Raw genomic sequence first — 25,581 nt, forward strand, 5'->3', positions numbered from 1 at the left:
ATGTAAGAATTTTACTTCTTAACACAATTTTTTAACTCTTTTTTTGTTATAACTTTGTTCGCTCCGATTAGAGCAAACCTATCAAATTGGATTGTATGATTACCAAAAAAGAACAACTTACCGCATTAGTAATTACGTTTAACGAAATCGGCTACATTGAAAAATGTATTGAGTCTGTTTCTTTTGCCGATGAAATTATTGTGGTCGATTCTTTTAGTACTGATGGAACTTATGAATATTTAAAGGATCACCCTAAAGTTAAAGTCATTCAAAATCCATTTGAGAATTTTACCTCTCAGAAATCATTTGCTTTAAAACAGGCCAAAAATGACTGGGTTTTATTTTTGGACGCTGATGAAATTGTATCTGATGCCTTACAAAATGAAATTTCAGAAACAATAACTAGCGATACAGAAATTGCAGCATTTTGGTTCTATCGCCAATTTATGTTCAAAAATGAAAAATTAAAGTTCAGCGGTTGGCAGACAGATAAAAACTATAGACTTTTTAGAAAAAGTAAAGCTGTTTTTTCTGATTGTAAAATAGTTCACGAAACGTTAGACGTTGATGGAGCATCAGGCATTCTAAAAGAAAAACTAACACATTACTGTTACAAAAACTACGAAGATTATAAAGGTAAAATGTTGAAGTATGGTCGCTTAAAGGCAATTGAATCATTTTACAAAGAAAAGAAGTTCAGTTATGTGATGATGATCTTAAAAACCAGTTGGAAATTTTTCAACCATTACATATTACGTCTTGGTATTTTAGATGGTAAAAAAGGTTTTATAATTTGTTACCTTAATTCATTGGGCGTTTTAGAACGTTACAATGAACTTAAAAGGTTGGAACAAAAAAACGAACTAGCATATTACTTGGTAATGCCATAGAACGTCCACACACTTTTATCTTTTTTAGTAGTATTTCTTATTCCTACATTTTTAGCAATAGACTCTGGTGTTTTATACCCTCTTTTATGGTCTAGATGCACACAAACAGCACTATATCGTAGTTGCTTGGACTTTAAGCCAAAGTTGAACAAACGTTCACCGAGCTCTCTATCTTGACCCCCATATTGCATGCGCTCATCGAAGCCATTTACATTTTCAATATCTTTTTTCCACCCAGAAGAGTTATGCCCGTTCCAACTAGCATTTGTAGGCGTAACCCTATTTAAGATTTTAGAAATAAAGCCTTTAGCAGTAAGCTTATTGTTTTTAAAAGTCTGCGGAATTCCTTTTTCTTTCAACCATTGAATATTGAAGCATCGTTGTTTTTCAATATCGTCTAGGGTTATTAATTTAGAAATATTCATGGGTAACATATAATATCCGCCAGATATAAAATACCCTTGTTCCTTGTTTATATAATGTACCTGAACAAAATCTTCACGAGGAATACAATCCCCGTCAGTCATGATAATATAATCTGCCGAACAGGCGGTTACCGCTTTATTAAGTATTCTAGATTTCTGAAAACCTTCATCTTCTTGCCACACATGTACAATGGGGTAATGTACCTTCGCTGACATTTCTGCTAATAAATTCTTAGTAGGATCTTTAGAACCGTCATCGGCAATTACGACCTCAAAATCCTTAAAAATTTGTTGTTCAAAACCCCAAAGCACTTTTTTCAACCACTCTTCGGCATTATATGTACTAACTATGATACTTATTTTCGGAATCTCCATGCTAGGTTTCTAATTGCTGTAAAAATATAAAACTCTTATCTATCTTTGAGCCAGATAAAAATAAATTGCTTGATGGTCAAAAAAATAATTTACGGAGTTTTAAAAAAAATGAAATTTTTACCACAAGAACTTTATGTCAAAATTTACTATGAATACTACTCTGGAAACAAACTAGATTACAACGACCTTAAAGATTTTAATGAAAAAATATCTTGGTACAAAGTATTTTATAGACCAAAGATATTAAACCAATTAGTAGACAAGTATAATGTTAAGGCATACGTAGAAAGTAAGGTTGGCAAACACATATTAAATGAAACCATAGGTACATATGATAAAGTTTCTAAAATAGACTTTGACGCTCTACCTAATAAATATGTTATAAAAGGTGTTCATGGTTTTCACTTTAACTTAATCGTAAATGACAAAACTAAACTCAATCTTTTAAAATCTAAATACTTACTTCGCAAGTGGATGCGAAAAAATCAATACTATCGTGGTGGTATGGAGTGGGCTTATAAAGATGTAAAACCGTTATTACTTGTTGAAAAATATTTAGAAGAAATGGGAAAGGATATTATAAATGACTATAAATTCTTTTGCTTTAATGGTGTACCTAAATTTGTTCAGATCGATCTTGATCGAGGTACAAATAACTATCGTTGCTTTTATGATATGAATTGGAAAAAATTAGACTTCTGTACCGAAATCAGTACATTTTACCAAGAAGAGGTAGAAAAACCATCCAACTTTGATGAAATGAAAGAAGTTGCTATCAAACTTGCTGATAAATTACCTTTTGTTAGGGTTGATTTATATTCTATAAATGGCAAAACCATATTTGGCGAGATGACGTTTTACCCTTCAGATGCACGAAGAAGGTTTGTACCTGCAGAATACAATAAAATAATTGGAGACTATTTTATATTACCTAAAATACCTCAAGGCGAAAAATACATAACTTCAATCTAGCTTTAAATGAAACCAGAACAAGAAGAAATCAACAAATGCATAGAAGTTTTAGAAAATGGTGGTCTCATACTCTACCCTACAGATACGGTTTGGGGTATTGGTTGTGATGCTACCAATGAAAAAGCAGTTGAAAAAGTATATCAATTAAAACAACGTAACGATAGTAAGGCCTTAATATGTTTGGTTGCCAATGATGCCATGCTTGAAAAACATGTAGAGAAAGTATCTGACCTTGCTTATGATATTATTGACCTATCTACAAAACCAACCACCATTATTTTTGATAATCCGCGTGGAGTTGCTAAAAACTTGATAGCAGCAGATAATACTTTGGCCATTAGAGTGGCATCAGATAAGTTTTGTAAATACATGATTGGCAAGTTTAAAAAGCCAATTGTATCTACTTCTGCCAACATTTCTGGTCAGAGTACTCCAAAATCTTTCCAAAATATAGATTCAGCCATTTTAAAAGGTGTAGACTATGTGGTAAATTTGCATCGTGAGAAACAGAATAGCTCCGCCTCATCAATTATTAGATTAGCTAATGACGGTACGGTGAAGATTATTCGAGATTAAGAACATGCAAGAGAGCTATACAGACGCTTTAAACAATCCAATTTTCAAAATTATTTCAGAAGCTGCAGAAGAACTTTCTGTAGATTGTTACGTTATTGGTGGTTTCGTCAGAGACTATTTCTTAAAACGAAACATACCAAAAGATATAGATGTGGTTGCAATTGGCAGCGGTATTAAACTTGCCGAAAAAGTTGCTTCTAAATTAGAAGGTAAACCACAAGTTTCTGTTTTCAAAAATTTTGGTACCGCCATGATCAAAAGTGATGGTATTGAACTTGAATTTGTTGGTGCACGTAAAGAAAGTTACAATAGAAATAGCCGCAAACCTATTGTTGAAGATGGCACTTTAGAAGATGATCAAAAAAGAAGGGATTACACCATTAATGCCTTGGCGCTTTCTTTGAACAAATCCAACTACGGTGAACTTCTTGACCCCTTTGGTGGTATTGCCGACTTAGAGAATAGAATTATCAAAACTCCCCTGGAGCCAGGTATTACTTATTCAGATGACCCATTGCGTATGATGAGGGCTATTCGTTTTGCTACCCAATTAGATTTTCAAATAGCACTACCCTCTTTACAGGCGATTACCGAAAATAAAGACCGTCTAAAAATTGTATCTAATGAGCGAATATTAGACGAACTTCATAAAATTATGTTGTGTAAAAAGCCTTCTTTAGGTTTTTCATTACTACATAAAACAGAATTACTAGAACTAATTCTACCAGAACTTACCGCATTACAGGGCATAGAAGAAATTGAAGGACAAAAACATAAAGATAACTTTTGGCATACATTAGAAGTAGTCGATAATATATCTGAAGCTACAGATGACCTCTGGTTACGCTGGGCTGCTTTGTTACATGATATAGGTAAAGCACCTACTAAAAGGTTCCATAAAAAAATTGGGTGGACATTTCATGGGCATGAATTTGTAGGATCAAAAATGGTCTTTAAATTGTTCAAACGTTTACGTATGCCATTGAACGAGAAGATGAAATTCGTTCAAAAAATGGTATTGATGAGTTCAAGACCAATTATACTATCTGAAGATTATGTTACGGATTCTGCTGTTCGTAGATTGGTTTTTGATGCCGGTGATAACGTAGAAGACTTAATGACTTTATGTGAAGCGGATATCACTACCAAAAATCCGAAGAAGCAGCGTAAATACCACCAAAATTTTAAAGTTGTTCGCCGAAAAATTGAAGAAGTAGAAGCTCGTGATCACATTAGAAACTTTCAACCGCCTATTAGTGGGGAAGAAATAATGGAAACTTTTGCGCTAAAACCTTCCAAGGAAATAGGTATTATTAAGGAAGCGATCAAAGAAGCCATTTTAGAAGGCGAAATACCAAATGAATATAAAGCGGCTCAAGAATTTATGTATCTTAAGGGTGCAGAATTGGGACTACAGAGTACAAAATAGAATGGATATTATTTATGGATATTACATTTAGAAAAATTGCCAAAACATCTTTGGTATTAGTTTATTTAGTGATTGTCGCAGGTGCCGTAGTTAGAATGACCGGTAGTGGAATGGGTTGCCCAGATTGGCCCAAATGTTTTGGTTACTATATACCACCTACTGAGGTAACCGAAATACAATGGCAACCAGACCGATTATTTGAAAAAGGTCAAGTAATTATTTATCGGGAAACGCTACAGGTTTCAAAAGAATCATTTACTACAAAAGATTCTTTTAATGAAGCTAATTGGGAGCCTTACACAAAACATGACTACGCTGAATTTAACCCATGGCACACTTGGATAGAATATATAAATAGGCTTTTTGGTGCCTTAGCAGGTCTTGCAACCCTACTACTTGCAATCATGTCTATTAAATTCTGGAAAAAGAAAAAGCGTATACCAGTTTTGTCTTGGCTAGTGGTTGTAGGTATGGTTTTTCAAGCTTGGCTTGGAGCAACCGTAGTATATTCAGTTTTAGAGCCGGCAAAGATTACGGTTCATATGTTAATGGCTTTGGTAATTGTAGCAATACTATTATACATTATATACTTGGCAAATAAAGAAAACAAGCGTATTAAGTATGATAAATTGGTATTGAATATTAGTATCATAGCGCTAGGCATGACCTTAGTACAAATTGCTATGGGAACACAAGTACGCCAATTTGTAGATGAACAAATAGACATTTACGGTTATGCCGCAAAAGGGAGTTGGTTACAAGATCCTGAGTTATTATTTTACATTCACCGATCTTTTTCTATACTTATCATTTTAGTGAATTCTTTCTTGGCATATAGAATAACCAAGCTAGACCTTGGTCACTTTAAAGTCTACTGGGTCATGTTTTTACTACTAGTGGTAGTATTTACCGGTGTAGCTATGAACTATTTAGATTTTCCTTTTGCTAGTCAGCCATTACACCTTGTCTTGGCTTCCATTCTATTCGGTGTTCAGTTCTACATACTTTTAGATGCATTAATGCCTAGAAAAGACTCCAAAACTTCGTAACTTTGCCGACCCGCAAAAATTAAGGTATGATTTATAAAATTCGTGTAATTCTAGACGCTGAAGAAGATATTTTCAGAGATTTAGAGATTGAGTCTCACAATTCATTAGAAGAATTCCATAATGCAATTACTCAGGCATTTGGTTTTTTAGGTAATGAAATGGCGTCTTTTTATACATGTGATGAAGAATGGAAACAAGACGAGGAGATCGCACTTTTTGATATGAGCGAATCTGGTTCTGATGTACGTTTAATGAACGAGACCTTTCTAGAGGATATCATGACAGAAAACAACCCTAAATTGATCTACGTTTATGATTTCATGAACATGTGGACGTTTTTTGTTGAGCTTGCAGATATTCAAGAAAATGAAGATGGCCGTGCTTACCCTAATGTACTTTTTACATTTGGTGAGCTACCGGAAACCCCTCCAGAGAAAAACTTTGAGGCAGAGAATAGTGCCTTTGATTTTGATGATACGTTTGACAATTACGACGATTTAGATTTCGATGAAAATTGGAATTAAATTTCAGGTAAATAATATTTTTCGCTTACTAACCATTTAATTTAGAACATTTTATGATTAATCTATATGCTACCCAAATTGAAAGTATTTCTATACATAGAGTTGGTAACAAAAATAAAAATGAAGGTGTTTTTCTTTCAGAAGAACCATTTAGGCTTAACGATGAAACCACAGGGTTATTAAAAGAATACTTCTTTAAACCTTTTAGAGAAAAAGAAGAAAACTACTATAAGTTAGCTAATGAAGTTGATGTTGAATTCAACGAATTACACAAAATTGTAAGTGAAGTTTTTGATGATCCTTCTAAGGCTCATTTAAACTCTAAAAAAGTAGCCTCTCTATTGTTCGAGCAAAGTAATCACCCACATATAAAAAGTGGTGAATTATACGTTGCGTACTTATCTGGTTTACTTTTAGATAACAAAAAGGTAGATGCCATAGGAATCTTCAAGAGTGAGTTAAAACACGATTTTATTCAGTTTGAAGAAAAGAACAGCAATTTAGATATTGTAATTCAACAAGGTATCAATATCAATAAATTAGACAAAGGTTGTTTAATTTTCAATGTAGAAAAAGAAGAAGGTTACAAGATACTATCGGTAGATAGTAATAAGTACGACACAAAGTACTGGATAGAAAACTTTTTAGGTGTTGAACCACTTTCAGATGATAACTTTAAGACAAAAAACTATTTAAAGTTTTGTCAAGATTTTGCTAAAGAGGTGGTTTTACCGGCAGAAGACAAACAACAAGAGGTTTTATTCATGAACCGTGCCGTAAACCATTTTGCAAAAAATGATGCTTTTGAAGAGTCTACATTTTTAAACGAAGTAATGGAAAACCCAGAGTTGATACCTGAGTTTAAACATTATAAAACAGAGAAAGGTCCTAAATTTAGTATTGAAGATGTATCCACTTTTGATATTGCAAACAAAGCAGTTTCAGATGCACGTAAAAAAATAAAGAATGTTATTAATTTGGATACTAACATTCAAATTAAAATGGATTTCATTAACCCAGAATCTGCAGAGAAATTTGTAGAGAAAGGATGGGATGAAGAAAGACAAATGTACTACTACTTAGTATACTTTAACAAAGAACAAAAGAGCTAATAATTTTAAAGTCAAAAGGTTACCAATAAAACTAAAAGACCATTATTTTCATTAGAAAATAATGGTCTTTTAGTTTTATCATTTTTAATGATATACCTCAATTATTTATTTTAATATCTTGTTCTAGAATCTGTTTCATACTAACGTCTTCATAATTACGACGTACAAAATCTAATGCTAAATCTAGTACTTCACCCATTTTGGTACATGTTTGAAATTTCATATCCATAGTAAGAACTTCTATTTCTTCTCTCAGCATAGCTATATTCTCAGGTGTAGAAATATCATCCATTTTACATATTGCACGTAATTTTTTAATGCGATTTCCAGAACTTAAAATTCGTTTAGCGACCATAGAACGTTCTTCTAGTTTATATTGATCAACAGAATCTCGGGTTAATTTATTACGTACCAACTCTACCATTTTGTAATTTTCCTTAAAAAATTGAGGTCTATAGACTTTTAGCTTACCTTCAAAACATTGTTGATCAAAATCTATTGCTCGAATTTTATAAACCACATGGTCAAAATCATGTGTAGGCACAATAACATAATTATATGAACGCATATCGCCTAATAAACGAATCATACAACGTTCGTTAAATTTTACAAATTCTTTAGCCAACTGTGCCTTTTCAGGCTCCGTGCATTTCGGCAGCATATCTTTTATAAACATATCGCCCGGTATACCCGCAATATGCTCTTCAATTAAAGTATCCTTATATACTAAAAAAGTTAAATTATATGGAGAAAGCATATGCTCTAACTCTAACCCATAAATACGCGATGCATCGGTCTTTTTAATATAGAAATAAGTGAAGTTGTCATTTAAAATATTTCTAACCTTTATACGAAATGGTTTTGAATTACCGAACGTGCAAAAGTCTACCGAATCTACATTTAAATATTTATGAATATTATCAGTACCGTCAGAGAGTAGAATAGAATAGACTTTTTTCAAGCTCTCATCTATTTCCATTCTTTCAAATTCAGAGTAAAATACCCTTATCCATAGCGTATCTACATCATTATCATCATAAACTGCAACCGAACCGGCAAAACGAAGAAGATCATCATAAAATATAGGTATTTCTGTTTTACGACTATAGTTTTTCAAATAGCCATCTAAAGCCTCACTTACAGGATAAGCAGGTTTTTTTTTAGACATTAATCGTTCTTCTGACATACTTCAAATTTACTTACAAATTAAACATTTCAGCGAAATAAAATTCACTAAGCATATAGAATTAACGCGTTCAACAACATATATCGCATGTATACAACATTTTTTTAGACATTAAGAGAAACCTTGTTTTATTTGTTTTGATTCTATTTGAAACCAAACCGATGATTACTCAGATTAAAACTACTTTTAAAATTCTAGTGTTTTTTCTAATCGCTTTTAGCTCATTCGTGAGTTTTGCACAATTAAGCGACCTTCATTATTTACCGCCAATGAAGCAAGGTCAAAACAATCAAGGGATACAGAACCAAGCTATTTATCTTTCTACTCCTGAAACTACAGCATTTAATGTTTATGTTTATAGAGGTACATCAACTACCATAGAAAGAACAATAACTATTGATAATCTTAATCCTGGTGTTTGGACACTTGGTAATGGGGATAATAATATAACCCTAGTAGATAATAACAGTACTGGTACGGTACTTACCGATAGTGGATTAAGATTTATTTCTGCAGGTGGAGAAAAGTTCTACGTAAATTATAGAGGTAAATCGGGATCACAAGCTGCATCGTTAACAGCGAAGGGTAGACAAGCTATGGGTACCAATTTTAAATGGGGCGGTGTACCGAACAAAGGTAGCCACTCATCTAAATCTAATACCTTAGGTATTATGGCCACCGAAGATAATACTACGGTAGTTTTATCTGGTTACGATCCCGATTGCGAATTTAGAGTAGGTACAAACAGAGCTGGTATTACTGCAAACTCGCATACGATAACCCTAAATGCCAACGAATCATTTGTATATGAAACTTACATTGGTACATCACCAACACAGGCTCATGAAGATGGTTGGATAGGTGCTTCAATTGTGTCGACAAAAGATATTGTAATAAGTAACGGTTCTATAAACTTTGGTAGTGAAGATGGTCAAAGTCACAGAGATGCCGGTATGGATCAACCCGTACCTATTAACAGATTAGGTAAAGAATATGTTTTTATAAGAGGTAACGGTAACACGAACGGATTAACAGAATTTCCATTGATTATCGCTACGGCAGATAACACCCATATATACGTAAACGGCAGCACAACACCACTTGCCACACTAGATAATGGTGAATATTTTAAAATACCTAGTAGTTACTATTCTTCAAATACAGTAGGAGCGAATATGTTCGTTCAAACATCAAAAGATGTATACGCCTACCAGTCAATGGCGGGTTCAAGTAATTTATATACTCAAGGTTTAAATTTTGTAGCGCCCGTTAACTGTTTGTTGCCAGATGTAATGGACAACATACCAGATATTAGAAATATTGCTGGTACTACGGTAACCGGTGGATTAACCATTATTGCTTCAGTAAACACACCAGACGCCAATGTTAAGGTCTTTGAAGACGGAGTTGAAATATCAAAACCAGCTTCTGACCCAGTTGCTGGTTCAGGTGACTGGAAAACGTTTTACATACCAAATCTTGATGGTGACATTAGTGTAACCTCAACCGGACCAATGGCTATCGGTTTTTTCGGTTATAATGGAGCTCAAGGTGTTGCAGGTTATTTTTCAGGGTTTGACACTGTACCAGAAGTTGTTTTACAAATTAATGGAGGTGTTGAAGGAGAATGTTTTTCAGGTTCAAGTATTTTTGAGGCATCCGATGATAACTTCGATGCCTACCAATGGTATTTTGATGGTGAAATCATTCCTGGTGCAAATTCATTTGAATATGCTGCTACATTGGCTGGAGATTATTATGTAAGGGGAACGAAAGGTCCTTGTACATACGATTCGCAAACTATTAAAATTTTCTATTGTGAACCAGATGTTCAACTTATAAAAACAGTAGACAAAGAAGAAATCACGGAAGGTGAAACTGCGACTTTTACCATTAGAGCGGAGAATTTATACTTTAACGACATAACCAATTTAAAGGTTACGGATAACATTCCTGCAGGACTAACATTAGTACAAGCAACAACAATAACCGGAACATTTAATGGTAGTGTTTGGAATATTGGTACATTAGCTCCTGGTGAAGTAGCCTTTTTAACTTTAGAAGTAACTGGAGACGAAATTGATATTTTGCCTTTACTCAATCTCGTCAATACGGTATCCAATACTCAAGACCAAACGGATGCCAATATTACAAGAGATGAGCCTTCGGCACGAATTATAGTACATAACGATTTTGATAATGACGGTGTTGTAGATAGTGTTGATTTAGATGATGATAACGATGGAATTTATGATTCTGTTGAACAAATGTGTATCATATCTAGTGATGTTAATTTTACTTCACCATCAAGCACTGTACAAGGTGGTACTGCCGTAACAGAAATTTTTTCGAATTTCTATGGTTTTTGGAGAAGTTCTACAACTTCAAAAAATCCATTATTGCCAAACTTATCACATGAATTATTGGCATTCACCTCTGGAGGCACAACTTTTACTACTGGAATTGCAGACGATGACCTTTACGATTCTAACGGAAATGGTTTATCAGACGGCATAGACTCCGATAATGATGGGATTGCAGATATTTCCGCCACTGAATCTAGCTGGATGGCCTTGACCCCTTCGAATAACATTTATGGTGAGGCAACCTTTGAAGCTAATTTAAATGATGGAAATGATGACAATGCTTTAGGATTGACTGTTATAGATGACCCTACTACAGACCCATTAAATCCATTATTGACCCATGGGCAAAACGGATTAGACCTTGGTTCTGGTATTGTAAACATAGGCGATACATGGACTTATGAAATAGACCCTATCGTAGCGACAAACGTGGGCGATGGCATACCAGATATATTACTAACCCAAGTTGCTGATCCTAATGGTGTAGCTCATGTTGTAAGTATTTATGATGCTACAGGTGCTCCTATAGGTAATGCTGTGAGCGTACAAGCCTCTAGTGGTGGAGCACTTGCCGATGTTGTTGGTTCATACAGTTTAGATATTTACAATGCGAATGGAAGTGTTTTCTTTAATAATACCACCAGAGATTATCGTTTGGCAACAATAGAATTGTCAGAGTTCGGTATACCAACCGCTAATTTAAGTGAAGTGGCTTACATTAGATTAGAACTTGGTTCTGCTGCTGATGTTGCATTTTTATCCTACAATACGGCATCTTTTTCCGGATTTTGTGCAAATCTAGATACCGATTTAGACGGATATCCAGATCATTTAGACTTAGATAGCGATGACGATGGGTGTAGCGATGCCAACGAATATTATAAAGATGATGCTACAGATGGTGGCGATGGTGGTGAATACGGAACAGGTGTTCCTGCAGTTGACCCTACCGATGGTACCGTAAATGCGGCATCTTATAGCGAAGTATTTGCTCCAATTATAGTGTTGGGCAATACCTCAGAACTACAAAGTGGCACAGATATTAATGGACAAGATGTCGAATTAGGTGATACTTTTAATTATGTATTACGTTTTCAAAATACAGGTGATGATGATGCCACTAATTTTACGATTAAAAATGTTCTGCCCGATAATGTAACTCTTGACGATATAAATATTGATGATGCACCGGGGGTTACTAGTAGTTATGTAGAAAGTACTAGAACCATAACTTTTACGATACCCGACGCATTAATTCAAATTGATGACCCTGAATATAAAATAAAAATAACGGTATCTCTTTCTGGTGATTGTTCTGAGTTCGTAGCGGCTTGTGCTTCTCAACTTGAAAACAATGCCTACGCAACATATTCTGGCACTTTAAATACCAATACCTTTTCTGACGAAGATGGCAGTAACCCGGCAGGTGCCTGTATCACTACTTTAGAGGTAGCGACTAACAATGTTTCTGATGCATTGGCCAACTGTAATGTTGCACGTTCAGTAGAGCTTTGTGGTGCTAGCGGAACACTTTCGGCTGGTTTAGGTTTTGATACCTACACTTGGGCTATAGACAATAATAATAATGGTGTTATTGATTCTGGAGATACCATTTTAAATGACGGTACGTCAAACACGTATACCGTAACTAACATAGGTAACTATATAGTAGAGAAAACATCAACATCTGGTTGTGCAAACCATACAGAATTGATAACTGTAGAGCGATATGGTGAAACACAGACAAACCCAATTATTAGCTACTTGAATCAAGTAAATACCGATAGTAATCCTGATAATGATATTCAGGGAGAAACCGTTACTTGTTCTAATGATAATAGTGATATGCCACATATATTTCTTTGTGGTGAAACCGATAGTGCATTTATTCAATTAGGTATAACCGATGCATTAAGCATTAAATGGGAAAAACTTGATGAGACAAGCTGTAACGTTGCTACTTGTGGTGATGTAAGTGATGATTGTGCAAATACAGCTAGTGGTTGGACATGGAACGAAGAAACAGATTCAGATAATTTCACGGTAACCGAAAGCGGTAAATACAGAGTAGTTATCGGTTATGAAGGTGGATGTTTCAGTAGATTCTATTTCAATTCGTACCAAAATACTTTAGACATTCCTGAGCCAGATTCATCTGATATCATTTGTGATACCGAAGGCTTTATTAGAGTAATCGACTTAGGTAGCGGTTACGGTTATCAGTTATATGATGTTGAAAACAATTCTATCGCAGTGCCGTTTAGTGCTGGTCAAGGTCCAAATTTTGCTATCGCAACTAGCGGAACCTATATAGTACAAGTTACACAATTGAATCCTTCAACAGGTGCACCAATTGAGAACAGTTGTGTTTTCGAAACCGAAGAAATAGGTATTGCAGAAAGAATTTTTGAGGCAAAAGTCAGTTCAACTCCATTTGATTGTACAGATGCAGGAACAATTTCAATACAGGCACTGAACGTTTCACCAGAATATAGCTATGAGCTTTACTTCGACAATGGTAGCGGTGGTAAAGGATCTTTAGTAGCCAACAACTTGGTTTCGTCTGATAACACCTATACATTTACAGGGCTTGCAGCAGATGATTATTTTATAGTAACTACTACCGTAGATGGTTGTAGTGATGAAAGTACTATTACGGTAGACGAAATACCTGAACTAAGATTAACAGCTACAAATCAAGAAAACATTACATGTTCTGCCGGTATTATAAACTTAACGCCATCTGGTGGAACTACGGGGCAAGAATATGCTATCTACAGTAAAGACGGCGTAGCGCCATATACTGATGAAACTACTATTCCCGATTCAGAATTCACATCTAATTCAACATTTTTATTCGGATATGAAGGTAACCCTTCAACATATGTACCTAATGAAGATGGAGATTATATATTTGTAGTTAGAGATGATAATGGGTGTTATGCCTTCTCTAATCTAGTTACTATGGAAGATTTAGGTACTATTACCATATCAGCTTCCAACACAGATATTACCTGTGCAGATGCTTCAACATCTGTTTTGACGATTACCGCATCAGGCGGTAATGCACCTTACCAATATAGTCTAGATGGTGGTGTTAATTATCAAACGGAAAACTTTTTCAACAATATTTCTGCGGGAATTTATACTATTACGGTTATGGATTCTAGTGGTACTACTGGCAACACTTGTACAGAAACATTGGAATATGAAGTTACACAACCATTTCTGTTGACGGCATCACCTTCTATTATAGAAGATGCGTCATGTGATACATCTGGTGCGGCAACTCCAACTGCTTTAGTGAAGATTTTAAATGGTAGTGGCGGTCAAGCTCCGTATGAATATAGTTTTGACGGTGGTAGTACGTTCACTTTAGTTGACGAACAACGTTTAACACCTGGCACATATCAATTAGCTATAAAAGATGCTTTGGGTTGTGAGACACCTTTAGAAATCACGGTACCTACAGCAGCTATAGACCCTACTTTTACAAATGATATTACTTATGAGTGCGATGGAGACGGCGTAGTAACAATTACTCCTTCGAACACAACAGATTTCACCTATACCTACAAATTAAACGGTACAGATAACACACCTGCAGATAGTAATATTTTCAATAATGTCGCATCTGGTACACAGACTATTACTGTTGGCTATACAAGTTTAATAGCTGCTGATCAAAGTACACTTTTTCTTGAAGATTTTGGAGCTGGTGTAACCACACAAATTGCAGAAATAGGCACAGGATATTGCTACGAACCTCAAGATGGTACAGATACCGATTGTAATTTAGGTCCTGCAGGAATTCTTGTAAACGCTGAATATGCAGTAACAAATACAATTACCAACCCTAATACATCATGGAGAAGTCCGAATGACCATTCTGGTATAACCGATGGCAGATTCATGGCAATTGGGGTAAGTACCTCAGCAGGAAACAACAATATCTTATGGTCAAGAACAGGCTTAGAAGCACTTGCCAATCAAGATATCACCATATCATTCTATGCATATAATATATTAATAGATAATGCTTCAGGTAACGACCCAGAAGTATTGGTAGAATTAGTTGACGGTTCTGGCAATGTAATCAGTAGTCAGGCAACGGCAGCAGTTCCACAGAACAATAATGCAGACGACTGGCACTTAAGAACGGTTACTTTTAACCCAGGTGCAAACACTGTAGTTGGTGTTGTTCTACGTACCAACCTAGATAGTGACAACGGTAATTTCTTAGCATTAGATGATATTCAAGCTTCACAGACTCCTGAGTTATGTGAGCAAACAAAAGATATTACAGTTATTGTAGAAACAGGAAAAACTTTTGAAGTAGCTATTTTAAGTAGTACTGACCCAACTTGTAATGGGAGTGACAATGGTAGTATCCGTTTTGAAGTTTCTAATTTTAATCCTATCGCAGGTTATCAATATTCAATTGATAATGGAGCAACTTGGGTTACGGAAACAACATCTCCGATTACTACACCAACAACTCTTGCCGATGGCACATATAATATTATGGTCGAAAAAATAGACGATAATACATGTACGGCAACCTCAGCTACTTCAGCAACGTTGACTTCGCCAAACGCATTAACCGCTGATCTTCAGCAAAAAGCAGAATTTACTTGTTTTAACACAGGTGCTACTTTGCAAGCATCTGCAGATGAAGGTACGCCGGGTTATGAATATCAATTAGAATTAACCGATAATACTATGGTTAGAGCTTTTGGTTCAACAGCACAATTCTTAAATGTACCAGCTGGTAATTACCATGTTAGAGTAAGAGATCAAAATAATTGTGAAGTAATCTCAACAACAACTGTAACTGTGGTTCAGCCAGATACGATTGCTTTTGACTTAACCGCAACGCAATGTTATGACGGTCAAAACAATGGTACCGTAACGGCTACGGTGACTGATGGTAACGGTAATTATTCATTTAGAATTAACGGCGGAGCATGGCAAACACCTTCAACAATTACAGACGTAACATATACATTCAGTAATTTATCTGAAGGTACTTATGATGTTGAAGTAAATGATCAATATGGTTGTGCAACTTCTATTCAATCTATCACAATAGCACCTACTATTTCATTAAGTGTTGTGGTCGTAAATGCAAGCTTATGCGCTGATGGCACATTAACGGCAACAGCTTCAGGCGGCGACAATAATTTCATGTATGCATTTATTCCTTCTGGAAATACAGTAACTGATGCTGATTTCTCAATTAGTAATTCAACAACAATTGCACTAGCTAATATTGGAGATTATGACATCTACGTAAGAGACAAAGCTAATGGTACCGATGCTTGCCAAACTATGGTAACAGAGACCATTGCAGCTAATCCGGTACTTGATATTGCCGCAGTGGCAACAGACCCAGATTGTCATGATGGTACGGGTAGTATTGAAGTTACCATAAATGACGGACTATCGCCTTTCGATTTCCGATTGGTAGATAAGACAAATGGAACACCAGACCAAGTTCAAAATGATGTAAATAGTACCAATAAAACCTATTTTAATCTAGCGCCAGGTGAATATGACATCATTATAACAGACGATGGCGGTTGTTCAGAAACAGAAACCGTAACGATTACGGCACCAGATGAATTAACCGCAGATGCAGAAGGAAGAACACCAATTGCATGTACAGGAGACCTTAATGATTTCGGGTTTGACATTCTCAATTACCCAACTACTTTAGGCACATTAGAATTTAGTGATGATGGTGGTACAACTTGGCAAACATCTGATCAATTTAGAGGTTACACCTCTGGTCAAGAAGTTGACCCATCTATAAGAACGGTAGATGGCAGTGGCAACACTATTTGTAAGACAGATTTACCACGATTAATCATTCCTTTTCCCTTAGATGATCTAGACATAACTATACTACCGATTATTGTAAACTGCGATGAACTACAAGTAAGTGTTCGTGGTCAAAATGGTACTGCACCTTATGAATATACTTATTCTGAAGACCCTGCCAATTTCAATATAGTAACACCAGTAAATGGATGGACAACGCCTTATGCTACAGGCACTACACATACCTTCAATAATCTAGTACCAGGCAGAACTTACGCGTTCTATGTACGAGATGATGTTGGTTGTGTTAGACAGAGTAGTGTTAACGTTAATGATATCATAACGAACCCAATGGACATTACATCAGTTATTACTCCTGCATGTGAAGGATCAAGCAATGGATCAATAGAATATACCATTACAGATACAGATGGATCTATAGAACCTGATATGGAATGGTTCTTATATGATGTAGATGGTAATGTAATTAGAGATAGTGGTGGCATTGTTAGCTATTCAAGTACTATAAATGTGACAAGCTTACCAGAAGATGAATATTATATTGAAGTACAACAATTTAATGGCGGAGCTCCACAATGTATAAGTGCTAGTGAAAATGAGATTCTAGAAATGTTGGATGAGATTACAGGCGACACACAATCTATTCAAGATATTTCTTGTGAGAACCCCGGGTTAATTTTAATTGACAATGTACAAGGTGGTGGAGGTGATTACTTCTATACCATTTCTGGCCCTAGTCCTTTTACCTCAATTACTGCAACAGGTGATAACCCAATAGAGATTGCAGCTGATTCTCCCGCAGGTACTTATACGGTTACAGTTGAAGATCAGTATGGTTGCTCATACCCATTAAATGATGTAACCATGAGCTTTACAGCGGCACCAATTATTGTTGACGTAGTAGTTGCAAATTGCGATACAAATGCATCGGTTACTGTAAATGCTACAGGTACAGGCACAATACTATATTCTATAGACGGAGGAAGTACTTACCAAAACAATGGTGGTATCTACAATACAGTTGCTGCCGGTAATTATACTATTTATATTAAAGATGAAACTGGTTGTACAGAAGATACCAATATAGTGGTACACCCTACCCTACAAGCATCGGCTACCTTAGATAAACAATTAGGTTGTGGTGCCGGTTTTGAGGCTGAAATAGCTATTGAAGGTATTTCTGGTTCTGGGAATTATGAGTTTAAAATATTAAATAGTGATGGTACAGAAAAAGTAGCTCGTCAAGCACTAACAACACCAAGTAGTACCTTGCATAATGTACTGATAGATGTTGCAGGTACGTACACCGTAAATGTTTATGATGCCGATACAACAATACCAGAATGTTTTAGAACTTTTACTGTTGTTGTGCCAGATGCCATTCAACCAGATTTTACGGCTACTCCTATTGAGGTTAGTTGCTCAGGTGCTGATGACGGTAGCATAGAGTTGGTTCAAGTAAATAACGGCAACAATCCGTTGACCTATGTATTAGACCCAATGCCTGCTAGTGCATCTTGGGATGTGGCGACACAATCTTTCACCGGACTACCAGGTGGTTCGTATGATGTAACAGCAACAGGACCAAATAACTGTCCTACAGTAAAAACTGTGGTTGTAGATGAAAATATAGCTGTAGCATTTACAGCTCCCGTTCCTGACCAATTTGGTTGTGCTACCGGTAATGATGGTAACAATGCCACAATTACCATAGATGATTCAACATTTGTTGGTGGTAGCGGAACTTATAATCGTTTTGAATTCATTGATGATGCAACTTCTACCGTGCTTCAAAACAGTAGTAGTATAACGTATACGCATACCGATGCAGCTGGTGGTGATATTATAGTTCGTGTATATGATGACGAAGGTTGTTCTGCAGAACATATTGTTACCATAGCCCCTTATGATACATTTGGTACTGCTTCAATTACGGTTGACAGATATCTAGATTGTATAAATAGTGGTGAGAACATTACCGTGAATGCGACTAGCGCATATACCAGTACCACGGCAAATCTTGCTAACTACGAGTTTAGAATTTTACCATCTGCAACATACCAAACAGGTAATAATGTATTTACCAACTTGGCTATTGGCACATATACTATTGGTATTAGGAATGTAACTACCGGTTGTGAAATAACAAGAACCCATATTGTTGAAGACCCTAATACTTTTAGTATTGAGGTAAATAAGCTTTCTGATGTTGTATGTTTTGGAACAGATGGGGCTATTGAGGTAACATTTACCGATGCTACATATACTGGTGATTTTAACTGGGAAGTTGTAAATGCCGACGGAACAGCTACTACACGTGCAGATGATGCCGCTACTTTTGCAGGAACAGGTACAACAGCTTCTATACCAGTTGCAGTTGGCACTTATATTGTAAGAGCCTCGCAAGTGGGTACACCAGAATGTGTTCAAGAACGAACCTTTACTATTACATCACCAAGCGACCCAATTACATTGGCTACGATTGAAACCAATGATGTGGGTTGTACCAATGATATGGGAAGCGCAAATATTTCTCCATTAGGTGGCGAAGGTCCATACGATATTACCTTAACACATATAGCTTCTAGTATTGCATACACTGAAACACAGGTAAACAGTTTCCTTTTCCAAGGATTAAGTGCCGGTCAATATTCAGTTGATGTTACAGATGCTTTAGGTTGTAGTATTCCTTTTGCCAATGCGTTCGAATTAGTAGTTCCAGACCCAATCACAGCTACTATTTCTAGTACTACTTTATTATGTGAAAACGATAATGATGCTTCAATTACAGCAACTATTGCCACTAGAAATGTAACTACAAATTACAGATACATATTAAATACATATAGCGATGCTTCTGGTTCAAATCAAATACAAACATCTAGTTCACAAACTGTAGATACATTCAACAACTTAAGTTCTGGTTTTTATAGTGTAACTATCTTAGATGATATGAACTGTAGCTTTGAAACGGCAATTGAAGAAATTGTTAATCCGGTTGAAGTTAAAGGTCAATTAGTAACCGCACAAAGAATTAGTTGTTTGTCCGATGCGGAGTTATTATTAACAGCTTCAGGTGGTACGGGTCCATACATGTGGAATACCGATGGTACTTCTACCTTCAACGCCATGAACGAAGTTAACGGACCGAACACCCATTTATTCACTGGTGTTGTGCCAAATACATATCAATATTATGTACAAGATAGTTTTGGTTGTATTTCAGTATTAAGTAACAGTGTAACTATTAATCCTATAACCGTATTAACAGTTACTCTAGATAATGATGATCCGACAATTAGTTGTTATGGTGATAACAGTGGTGTAATAAATGCCGAAGCTCAAGGCGGTTTAGGCAACTATCAATATGCATTATTTTCAGACGCCGGTCTTACTAACGAGGTACGAGCAAATCAACCAACCGGTCTGTTTACAGATTTATTGGCCGGACCTTATTATGTAAGGGTACAGAGTGATGATTGCGAGGTAACATCTGCCCTGATAACTATTACCGAACCAGACGAATTGCTTATCGACACTGCAAATACGATAATTAACGATGTTACTTGTAATGGTCAAGAAGATGGTAGCATTACGGTTAATATGCTTGGTGGATCTGGTATTTACCAATATGCAATTTCACCGAATTTAGATCGCTTTAGCGATGACAATACATTCGATGATTTGGCACCCGGTGACTATGTTATAATAGCACAAGATTCTAACGGTTGTTTCGAACTAATAGAAGCGACTATTGCGGAACCCGATGTTCTAGAAATAACGACAGAGAGTACGGCAGAAATTTGCGTAGGTGAAGAAGATGGAACCATAGATTTAACTATAATCGGTGGTACAGCACCTTACAGCACCCGTTTAGAAGATGAATCAGATTTCGTTCAAGATAGAACGAGTTTTACTAACTTAGCTGCAGGCGATTATATTATTTTTATACAAGACGCCCAAGGTTGTGAAGAAACAATTATTGTTACCATAGATGCTGGTGTAGATCTTGGTGCTATTGTTGAACCTGTTTACGGTTGTAATGGAAATTTCCCTAGCAATTATGTCAACATTGTTCTTAATGACACAAGTATTGAAGACAATGTTTTATTTGGTTTGGATACCGTTGACCCATCTGAAATGCAGTTGACTCCTATTTTCCGCGAATTAACTGCGGGAAGTCACTTTATAAGCATTTCGCATGCAAATGGTTGTATTGCCACATACGATATTGAAATTGAAGCATTCGAACCATTAGAAATCACTGTGGTAGAAAGTAATATCAACCAAATCACCGCTACAGTTACCGGTGGCAAAGAAAATTATACGTTCTACTTTGAAGATGAAAATAGAGGTTCAGAAAATGTGTTCTACATTACTGAAACGGGTACATATACAATTACCGTAATTGATGAAAACGGATGTGAATCAACAGCTAGTTTGTTTATTGAATTCATTGACATAGAAATTCCTAATTTCTTTACTCCAAATGGAGATGGTCAAAACGATTTTTGGATGCCGGATAATATAGAAGTTTACCCTGAAATTTTCATTAGTATCTATGATCGATACGGTCGTTCAGTCTACACCTTCAAAGATAATGAAGATGGATGGGACGGATTCTACCAGGAAAATGAGCTGCCAACTGGAGATTATTGGTATATTATTAAATTAAACGGTGCAGCAGATACTAGAGAGTTCGTAGGTAACTTTACACTTTACAGATAGATTAAACAATAGAGGTAATTAAATAAATTACCTCTATTTATTTAAAAATCACCACTTAAAATCAAACCTTTACAACAAATTATTGTATCACTTAAAGTGTTTAAGTTTCTTTGAATCTTTAACGTTTATAATGAAACAAAAAGTAGGTTTAGTTATATTATTCATAATGATGTCCGCTGCTGGTTTTTCTCAGTTGAGCGACCTTCATTATTTACCCCCATTAAAACAAGGTGGTAGTAATCAAGCTGTAGTGCAACAGTACATATACCTATCAACACCAGAAACTACTTCTTTTACTGTAAATGTCTATCAAGGTACTTCTAACACACTATTTTCAACATTAACTATTTCAAATACAGCACCGCAAGAAATTATTTTAGGAAATAGTAATAACGAAATTACCATGGTTACGGATAATAACACTGGTATAGTTTTAACTACTGCAGGCTTACGTTTCGAAGCTCCAGGCGGTGAAAAATTCTATGTAAACTATAGAGGTCGTTCAGGTGCGCAAGCTACATCTCTTACCAGTAAAGGTAGGCAAGCAATGGGTACACATTTTAAATGGGGTGGCATTCCCAACAGAGGTACCCACAGTAGTTTAACCAATGTATTAGGCATAATGGCTACCGAAGATGGTACTACGGTTACCCTTTCTGGTTATAATCCTAATTGCGAATTTAGACTAGCTAATGATGTTGACGGTATTACTGCAGATAGCTATACAATTAACCTTGAAGCTAATGAATCGTTTGTTTTTGAGGCATATACAGCCGAGACTACCGCTAATATTGACGGTTGGATCGGTGCAGATGTAATTTCTAACAATCCTATTGTTATAAGTAATGGTGGGCTCAACGTAAGTATTAAAACCGGTGTTGCCAATAGAGATGCTGCCATTGATCAACCTGTACCTCAAGAAAAAATTGGTAAAGAATATGTTTTCATTAGAGGTAATGGTACCACAGAAACAGAATTTCCTATTATCATTGGAACGCAAAACAATACGAACATATTTGTTAATGGTAATACTACACCTGTTGCTACTATAAACAATGGAGATTATTTTGAAGTTCCTTCAAGTTATTATTCAAGTGCTGCGGCCGGGGCGAACATGTATGTTACAACGTCAAAAGATGCATACGCATACCAGTGTTTAGCCGGTGCATCTGCTATACATACTATCGGGCTGAATTTTATTGCTCCCGTTAATTGTCTATTACCAGACAAAGTAGACAATATCAGTCATATAGAAGACGCTGGTGGTATTACCATGACCGGTGGTGTCACCATTATTGCCTCTACCTCTACCCCAAATGAAAATATTACTGTTACCGATGACAGTGGCAATGTAACATTAACTACACCAACTACAGTTGCAGGTTCCACCGAATGGAAAACATTTTATATTTCTAATCTAACCGGCAATGTATCTGTTGAATCAACAGGACCAATTGCTGTCGGATTTATTGGATTTAATGGAGCTCGTGGTATCGCGGGGTACTTTTCTGGTTTTGATACGGTACCAGAAGTTGATTTAGAAGTTAATGGAGGGGGCTGTTTACCTGGTGCACTTATTAGCGTAGTTGATGCAAATTTTGATTCTTACCAATGGTACCAAAACGGAACAGAAGTTAGTGGAGCTATATTTTCAAGTTACAACCCCACTGAAGCAGGCGATTATTTTGTTCGTGTAACTAAGGGTGGTTGTACTTACGACTCTCAACCTATTGCCGCTTATTACTGTCTTGACGACATTGTAATAAAAAAAGTAGCAGATCAAAATAATGTTAAGGATGGCGATACCGTGACTTTTACGATTACAATAGAAAGTCTTGGTGATGATCCAATTACAAATTTGACACTTACGGATGTGCTACCAGATGGAATTACATTGTTATCTTCATCTATTTCTAAAGGTAGTTTTACATATCCAGATTGGTCAGTCGGCAGTATGAATAGTGGAGATTTAGAGACCTTGATTTTGGTTACAAGGGTTTTTCTACCAGACGCTAATACGAGCACAGCTACTTATACTAACAACATTAGCAACTCACAAGACCAGACCGATAGTAATATTACAGCAGATGATCCATCTGAAACAATTGTCGTAGACTTTAACACCCCCAAAAATGTTATAACAAATAGAGGAATTACTTATCGAATAAAGCGATTTTAATTTTTTAATTGTAACAAATCATTAAGTTCTTCGTCAAGTAGGTATAACCAATCAAAAAATACTTAGCGTGAGTACTATTCTAGCAGTAAATCATCTTACCAAAAAATTCGGATACCTTACGGCAGTAAAAGACCTTTCATTTACAATCGAAAAAGGTAATGTATATGGCATTCTTGGACCGAATGGCAGTGGCAAATCAACCACGCTTGGTATCGTTTTAAACGTAGTCAACAAAACTAGTGGTGAATTTGCTTGGTTTGGTGGAGACACATCAACACATGACGCTTTAAAAAAGGTAGGTGCTATAATAGAGCGACCGAACTTCTATCCATACATGACGGCTTTACAAAACTTGAAATTAGTTTGCAAAATCAAAGATGTTTCAAAAGAAAAAATTGAGGAAAAGCTAGATTTAGTCGGACTCCTAGATAGAAAAAATAGCAAATTCAGGACTTTCTCTCTAGGGATGAAACAGCGGTTAGCTATCGCCTCTGCCCTACTGAATGATCCAGAAATTTTAATCTTAGATGAACCTACCAATGGTCTAGACCCTCAAGGAATTCATCAGATTAGGGAAATCATAAAGACTATTGCCGCTAAAGGAACTACCATTTTGTTGGCATCGCATTTGTTAGATGAAGTAGAAAAAGTATGCTCTCATGTCGTCATTTTAAGAAAAGGTGAAAAGCTTTACTCTGGCAGGGTAGATAGTTTACAAGCCAGCTTTGGCTTTTTTGAACTAAAGTGTTCAGATACAGATAACCTTTTCTCTTACTTAAACAGCAATGAACATTTTGGTGAAATAAAAGAAGAGAATGGTTTGGTCACAGCTTTTTTAAACGCTGAATTAGATGCACAAACATTGAACAAGTTGCTTTTTGACCATGGCATCGTTGTTTCGCATTTAATAAAAAGAAAAGAAAGCTTAGAAGAACAATTTTTAGCTCTAACCAAAAATGTTAACGCCTAACTACTTACGATCATGATACGATTACTTCAAATAGAATTCATAAAACTTTGGAATAATAGAGCTAGCAAGTTCTTGATTGTTTCTTATTTTGCGCTTTTAACCTCTATCGCATTAGTAGCGGCCATTAAATTTGATATAGGTCCCATAAAGTTTCATCTAGCCGATCAAGGTATTTTCAATTTCCCTTATATCTGGCACTTCAATACCTTTATTACTGCATTTTTTAAACTATTCTTAGCCATAGTTATCGTTTCAATGATGTCTAATGAATACAGTAACAAAACAATAAAACAGAATTTAATTGACGGACTTTCTAAAAAGGAATTTATACTTTCAAAATTTTTGACCGTTATTACTTTTTCATTAGTCTCAACGATATTTGTATTTATAGTTTCACTCATTTTAGGACTATTTTACTCCGATTTTACTGAGATTTCTATCATTTTTACCGATTTAGAGTTCCTTTTCGCATTTTTTGTGAAGCTTACAGGTTTTTTTTCTTTCTGTCTTTTTTTAGGTGTTTTGGTAAAACGCTCTGCCTTTGCACTTGGCTTTTTAATTCTTTGGCAAGTTATTGAAGGTATCTTTAGAGGAATTATAAGATGGAAATTTTTTGATGGAGAAACAACAGATACTATTATGGGTCTTTTTCCACTACAATCTATGTTCAACCTTATCAAAGAACCTTTTTCTAGATTAGGTGCAGTACAATCGGTTGTTAACCAGATGGGCGAAAAACTTGAATTAGACTATTATATACATTGGTATGAAATTGTAATCGTACTAGCATGGACAGCCATTTTCATATATGGATCCTACGCTATTCTTAAAAAACGTGATTTATAATCAACGTACAACGATTACATCTAACTGAACTTATTGTTTTTTGGGTAATATGCTTTTTAAAACTATTTAATTTGGGGTCTAGTTTTTCTACTGGATTTCCAGTAGAAAAA

13 protein-coding genes are annotated in these 25,581 nt (G+C 35.7%); 11 read left to right on the top strand and 2 right to left on the bottom strand.

Annotation, left to right across the window (positions count from 1 at the left end; genetic code table 11):
- The first annotated feature begins 95 nt into the window (after positions 1-95).
- Positions 96-890 (top strand): glycosyltransferase family 2 protein, encoded by a 795-nt coding sequence (locus tag ACJJVP_RS00665; protein WP_405409969.1) that lies wholly within the window; start codon positions 96-98, stop codon positions 888-890.
- On the opposite strand, the gene ACJJVP_RS00670 is transcribed toward ACJJVP_RS00665, so the two are convergent.
- A complete protein-coding gene (locus ACJJVP_RS00670) occupies positions 872-1,690 on the bottom strand; it encodes a glycosyltransferase family 2 protein (RefSeq protein WP_405409970.1) in 819 nt (272 codons plus the stop codon). The genes ACJJVP_RS00665 and ACJJVP_RS00670 overlap by 19 nt on opposite strands.
- Before the next feature lie 72 nt (positions 1,691-1,762).
- Between ACJJVP_RS00670 and ACJJVP_RS00675 the strand changes: the two genes are divergently transcribed.
- From ACJJVP_RS00675 to ACJJVP_RS00700, 6 genes are read left to right on the top strand one after another with little or no spacing between them, the layout of a single operon-like run.
- Entirely contained in the window at positions 1,763-2,662 is a 900-nt protein-coding gene (locus ACJJVP_RS00675; RefSeq protein ID WP_405409972.1) for an ATP-grasp fold amidoligase family protein, read from the top strand.
- A gap of 6 nt (positions 2,663-2,668) precedes the next feature.
- Positions 2,669-3,238 (top strand): L-threonylcarbamoyladenylate synthase, encoded by a 570-nt coding sequence (locus tag ACJJVP_RS00680; protein WP_405409974.1) that lies wholly within the window; start codon positions 2,669-2,671, stop codon positions 3,236-3,238.
- Between the two features lie 4 nt (positions 3,239-3,242).
- A complete protein-coding gene (locus ACJJVP_RS00685; RefSeq protein ID WP_405409975.1) occupies positions 3,243-4,667 on the top strand; it encodes a CCA tRNA nucleotidyltransferase in 1,425 nt (474 codons plus the stop codon).
- Between the two features lie 14 nt (positions 4,668-4,681).
- Positions 4,682-5,716: a COX15/CtaA family protein gene (locus ACJJVP_RS00690; RefSeq protein ID WP_405409976.1), complete on the top strand. Its 1,035-nt coding sequence runs from the start codon at positions 4,682-4,684 to the stop codon at positions 5,714-5,716.
- Between the two features lie 26 nt (positions 5,717-5,742).
- Positions 5,743-6,240 (top strand): IS1096 element passenger TnpR family protein, encoded by a 498-nt coding sequence (locus ACJJVP_RS00695; protein ID WP_133672472.1) that lies wholly within the window; start codon positions 5,743-5,745, stop codon positions 6,238-6,240.
- A gap of 53 nt (positions 6,241-6,293) precedes the next feature.
- Positions 6,294-7,352, top strand: coding sequence for a nucleoid-associated protein (locus tag ACJJVP_RS00700; protein WP_405409978.1), 1,059 nt, complete (start codon positions 6,294-6,296; stop codon positions 7,350-7,352).
- Between the two features lie 97 nt (positions 7,353-7,449).
- On the opposite strand, the gene ACJJVP_RS00705 is transcribed toward ACJJVP_RS00700, so the two are convergent.
- Positions 7,450-8,538, bottom strand: a complete 1,089-nt coding sequence (locus ACJJVP_RS00705) for a hypothetical protein (RefSeq protein WP_405409979.1) — start codon at positions 8,536-8,538, stop codon at positions 7,450-7,452.
- 161 nt (positions 8,539-8,699) lie between these two features.
- Between ACJJVP_RS00705 and ACJJVP_RS00710 the strand changes: the two genes are divergently transcribed.
- The 4 genes from ACJJVP_RS00710 to ACJJVP_RS00725 all read left to right on the top strand — a co-directional run bounded on the left by ACJJVP_RS00710 (position 8,700) and on the right by ACJJVP_RS00725 (position 25,471).
- A complete protein-coding gene (locus ACJJVP_RS00710) occupies positions 8,700-21,476 on the top strand; it encodes a T9SS type B sorting domain-containing protein (RefSeq protein WP_405409981.1) in 12,777 nt (4,258 codons plus the stop codon).
- A gap of 130 nt (positions 21,477-21,606) precedes the next feature.
- Entirely contained in the window at positions 21,607-23,655 is a 2,049-nt protein-coding gene (locus ACJJVP_RS00715; RefSeq protein WP_405409983.1) for a DUF11 domain-containing protein, read from the top strand.
- Between the two features lie 67 nt (positions 23,656-23,722).
- Positions 23,723-24,625 carry an ABC transporter ATP-binding protein gene (locus ACJJVP_RS00720; protein ID WP_405409985.1) on the top strand — a complete coding sequence of 301 codons (903 nt, stop codon included), beginning with the start codon at positions 23,723-23,725 and terminating at the stop codon, positions 24,623-24,625.
- A 12-nt stretch (positions 24,626-24,637) separates the two neighbouring features.
- Positions 24,638-25,471: an ABC transporter permease gene (locus ACJJVP_RS00725; RefSeq protein ID WP_405409987.1), complete on the top strand. Its 834-nt coding sequence runs from the start codon at positions 24,638-24,640 to the stop codon at positions 25,469-25,471.
- The last annotated feature ends 110 nt before the right edge of the window (positions 25,472-25,581 follow it).

This window comes from Maribacter sp. Asnod1-A12, assembly GCF_045063735.1.
In the GTDB taxonomy this organism is placed as follows: Bacteria; Bacteroidota; Bacteroidia; order Flavobacteriales; family Flavobacteriaceae; genus Maribacter.

What these genes read in the sequence shown, in the direction of transcription:
- ACJJVP_RS00725 (WP_405409987.1), top strand. Translation starts at nt 24,638, where the DNA reads ATGATACGATTACTTCAAATAGAATTCATAAAACTTTGGAATAATAGA.
- ACJJVP_RS00705 (WP_405409979.1), bottom strand. Translation starts at nt 8,538, where the DNA reads ATGTCAGAAGAACGATTAATGTCTAAAAAAAAACCTGCTTATCCTGTA.
- ACJJVP_RS00690 (WP_405409976.1), top strand. Translation starts at nt 4,682, where the DNA reads ATGGATATTACATTTAGAAAAATTGCCAAAACATCTTTGGTATTAGTT.
- ACJJVP_RS00695 (WP_133672472.1), top strand. Translation starts at nt 5,743, where the DNA reads ATGATTTATAAAATTCGTGTAATTCTAGACGCTGAAGAAGATATTTTC.
- ACJJVP_RS00700 (WP_405409978.1), top strand. Translation starts at nt 6,294, where the DNA reads ATGATTAATCTATATGCTACCCAAATTGAAAGTATTTCTATACATAGA.
- ACJJVP_RS00685 (WP_405409975.1), top strand. Translation starts at nt 3,243, where the DNA reads ATGCAAGAGAGCTATACAGACGCTTTAAACAATCCAATTTTCAAAATT.
- ACJJVP_RS00715 (WP_405409983.1), top strand. Translation starts at nt 21,607, where the DNA reads ATGAAACAAAAAGTAGGTTTAGTTATATTATTCATAATGATGTCCGCT.
- ACJJVP_RS00665 (WP_405409969.1), top strand. Translation starts at nt 96, where the DNA reads ATGATTACCAAAAAAGAACAACTTACCGCATTAGTAATTACGTTTAAC.
- ACJJVP_RS00710 (WP_405409981.1), top strand. Translation starts at nt 8,700, where the DNA reads ATGATTACTCAGATTAAAACTACTTTTAAAATTCTAGTGTTTTTTCTA.
- ACJJVP_RS00670 (WP_405409970.1), bottom strand. Translation starts at nt 1,690, where the DNA reads ATGGAGATTCCGAAAATAAGTATCATAGTTAGTACATATAATGCCGAA.
- ACJJVP_RS00675 (WP_405409972.1), top strand. Translation starts at nt 1,763, where the DNA reads ATGGTCAAAAAAATAATTTACGGAGTTTTAAAAAAAATGAAATTTTTA.
- ACJJVP_RS00680 (WP_405409974.1), top strand. Translation starts at nt 2,669, where the DNA reads ATGAAACCAGAACAAGAAGAAATCAACAAATGCATAGAAGTTTTAGAA.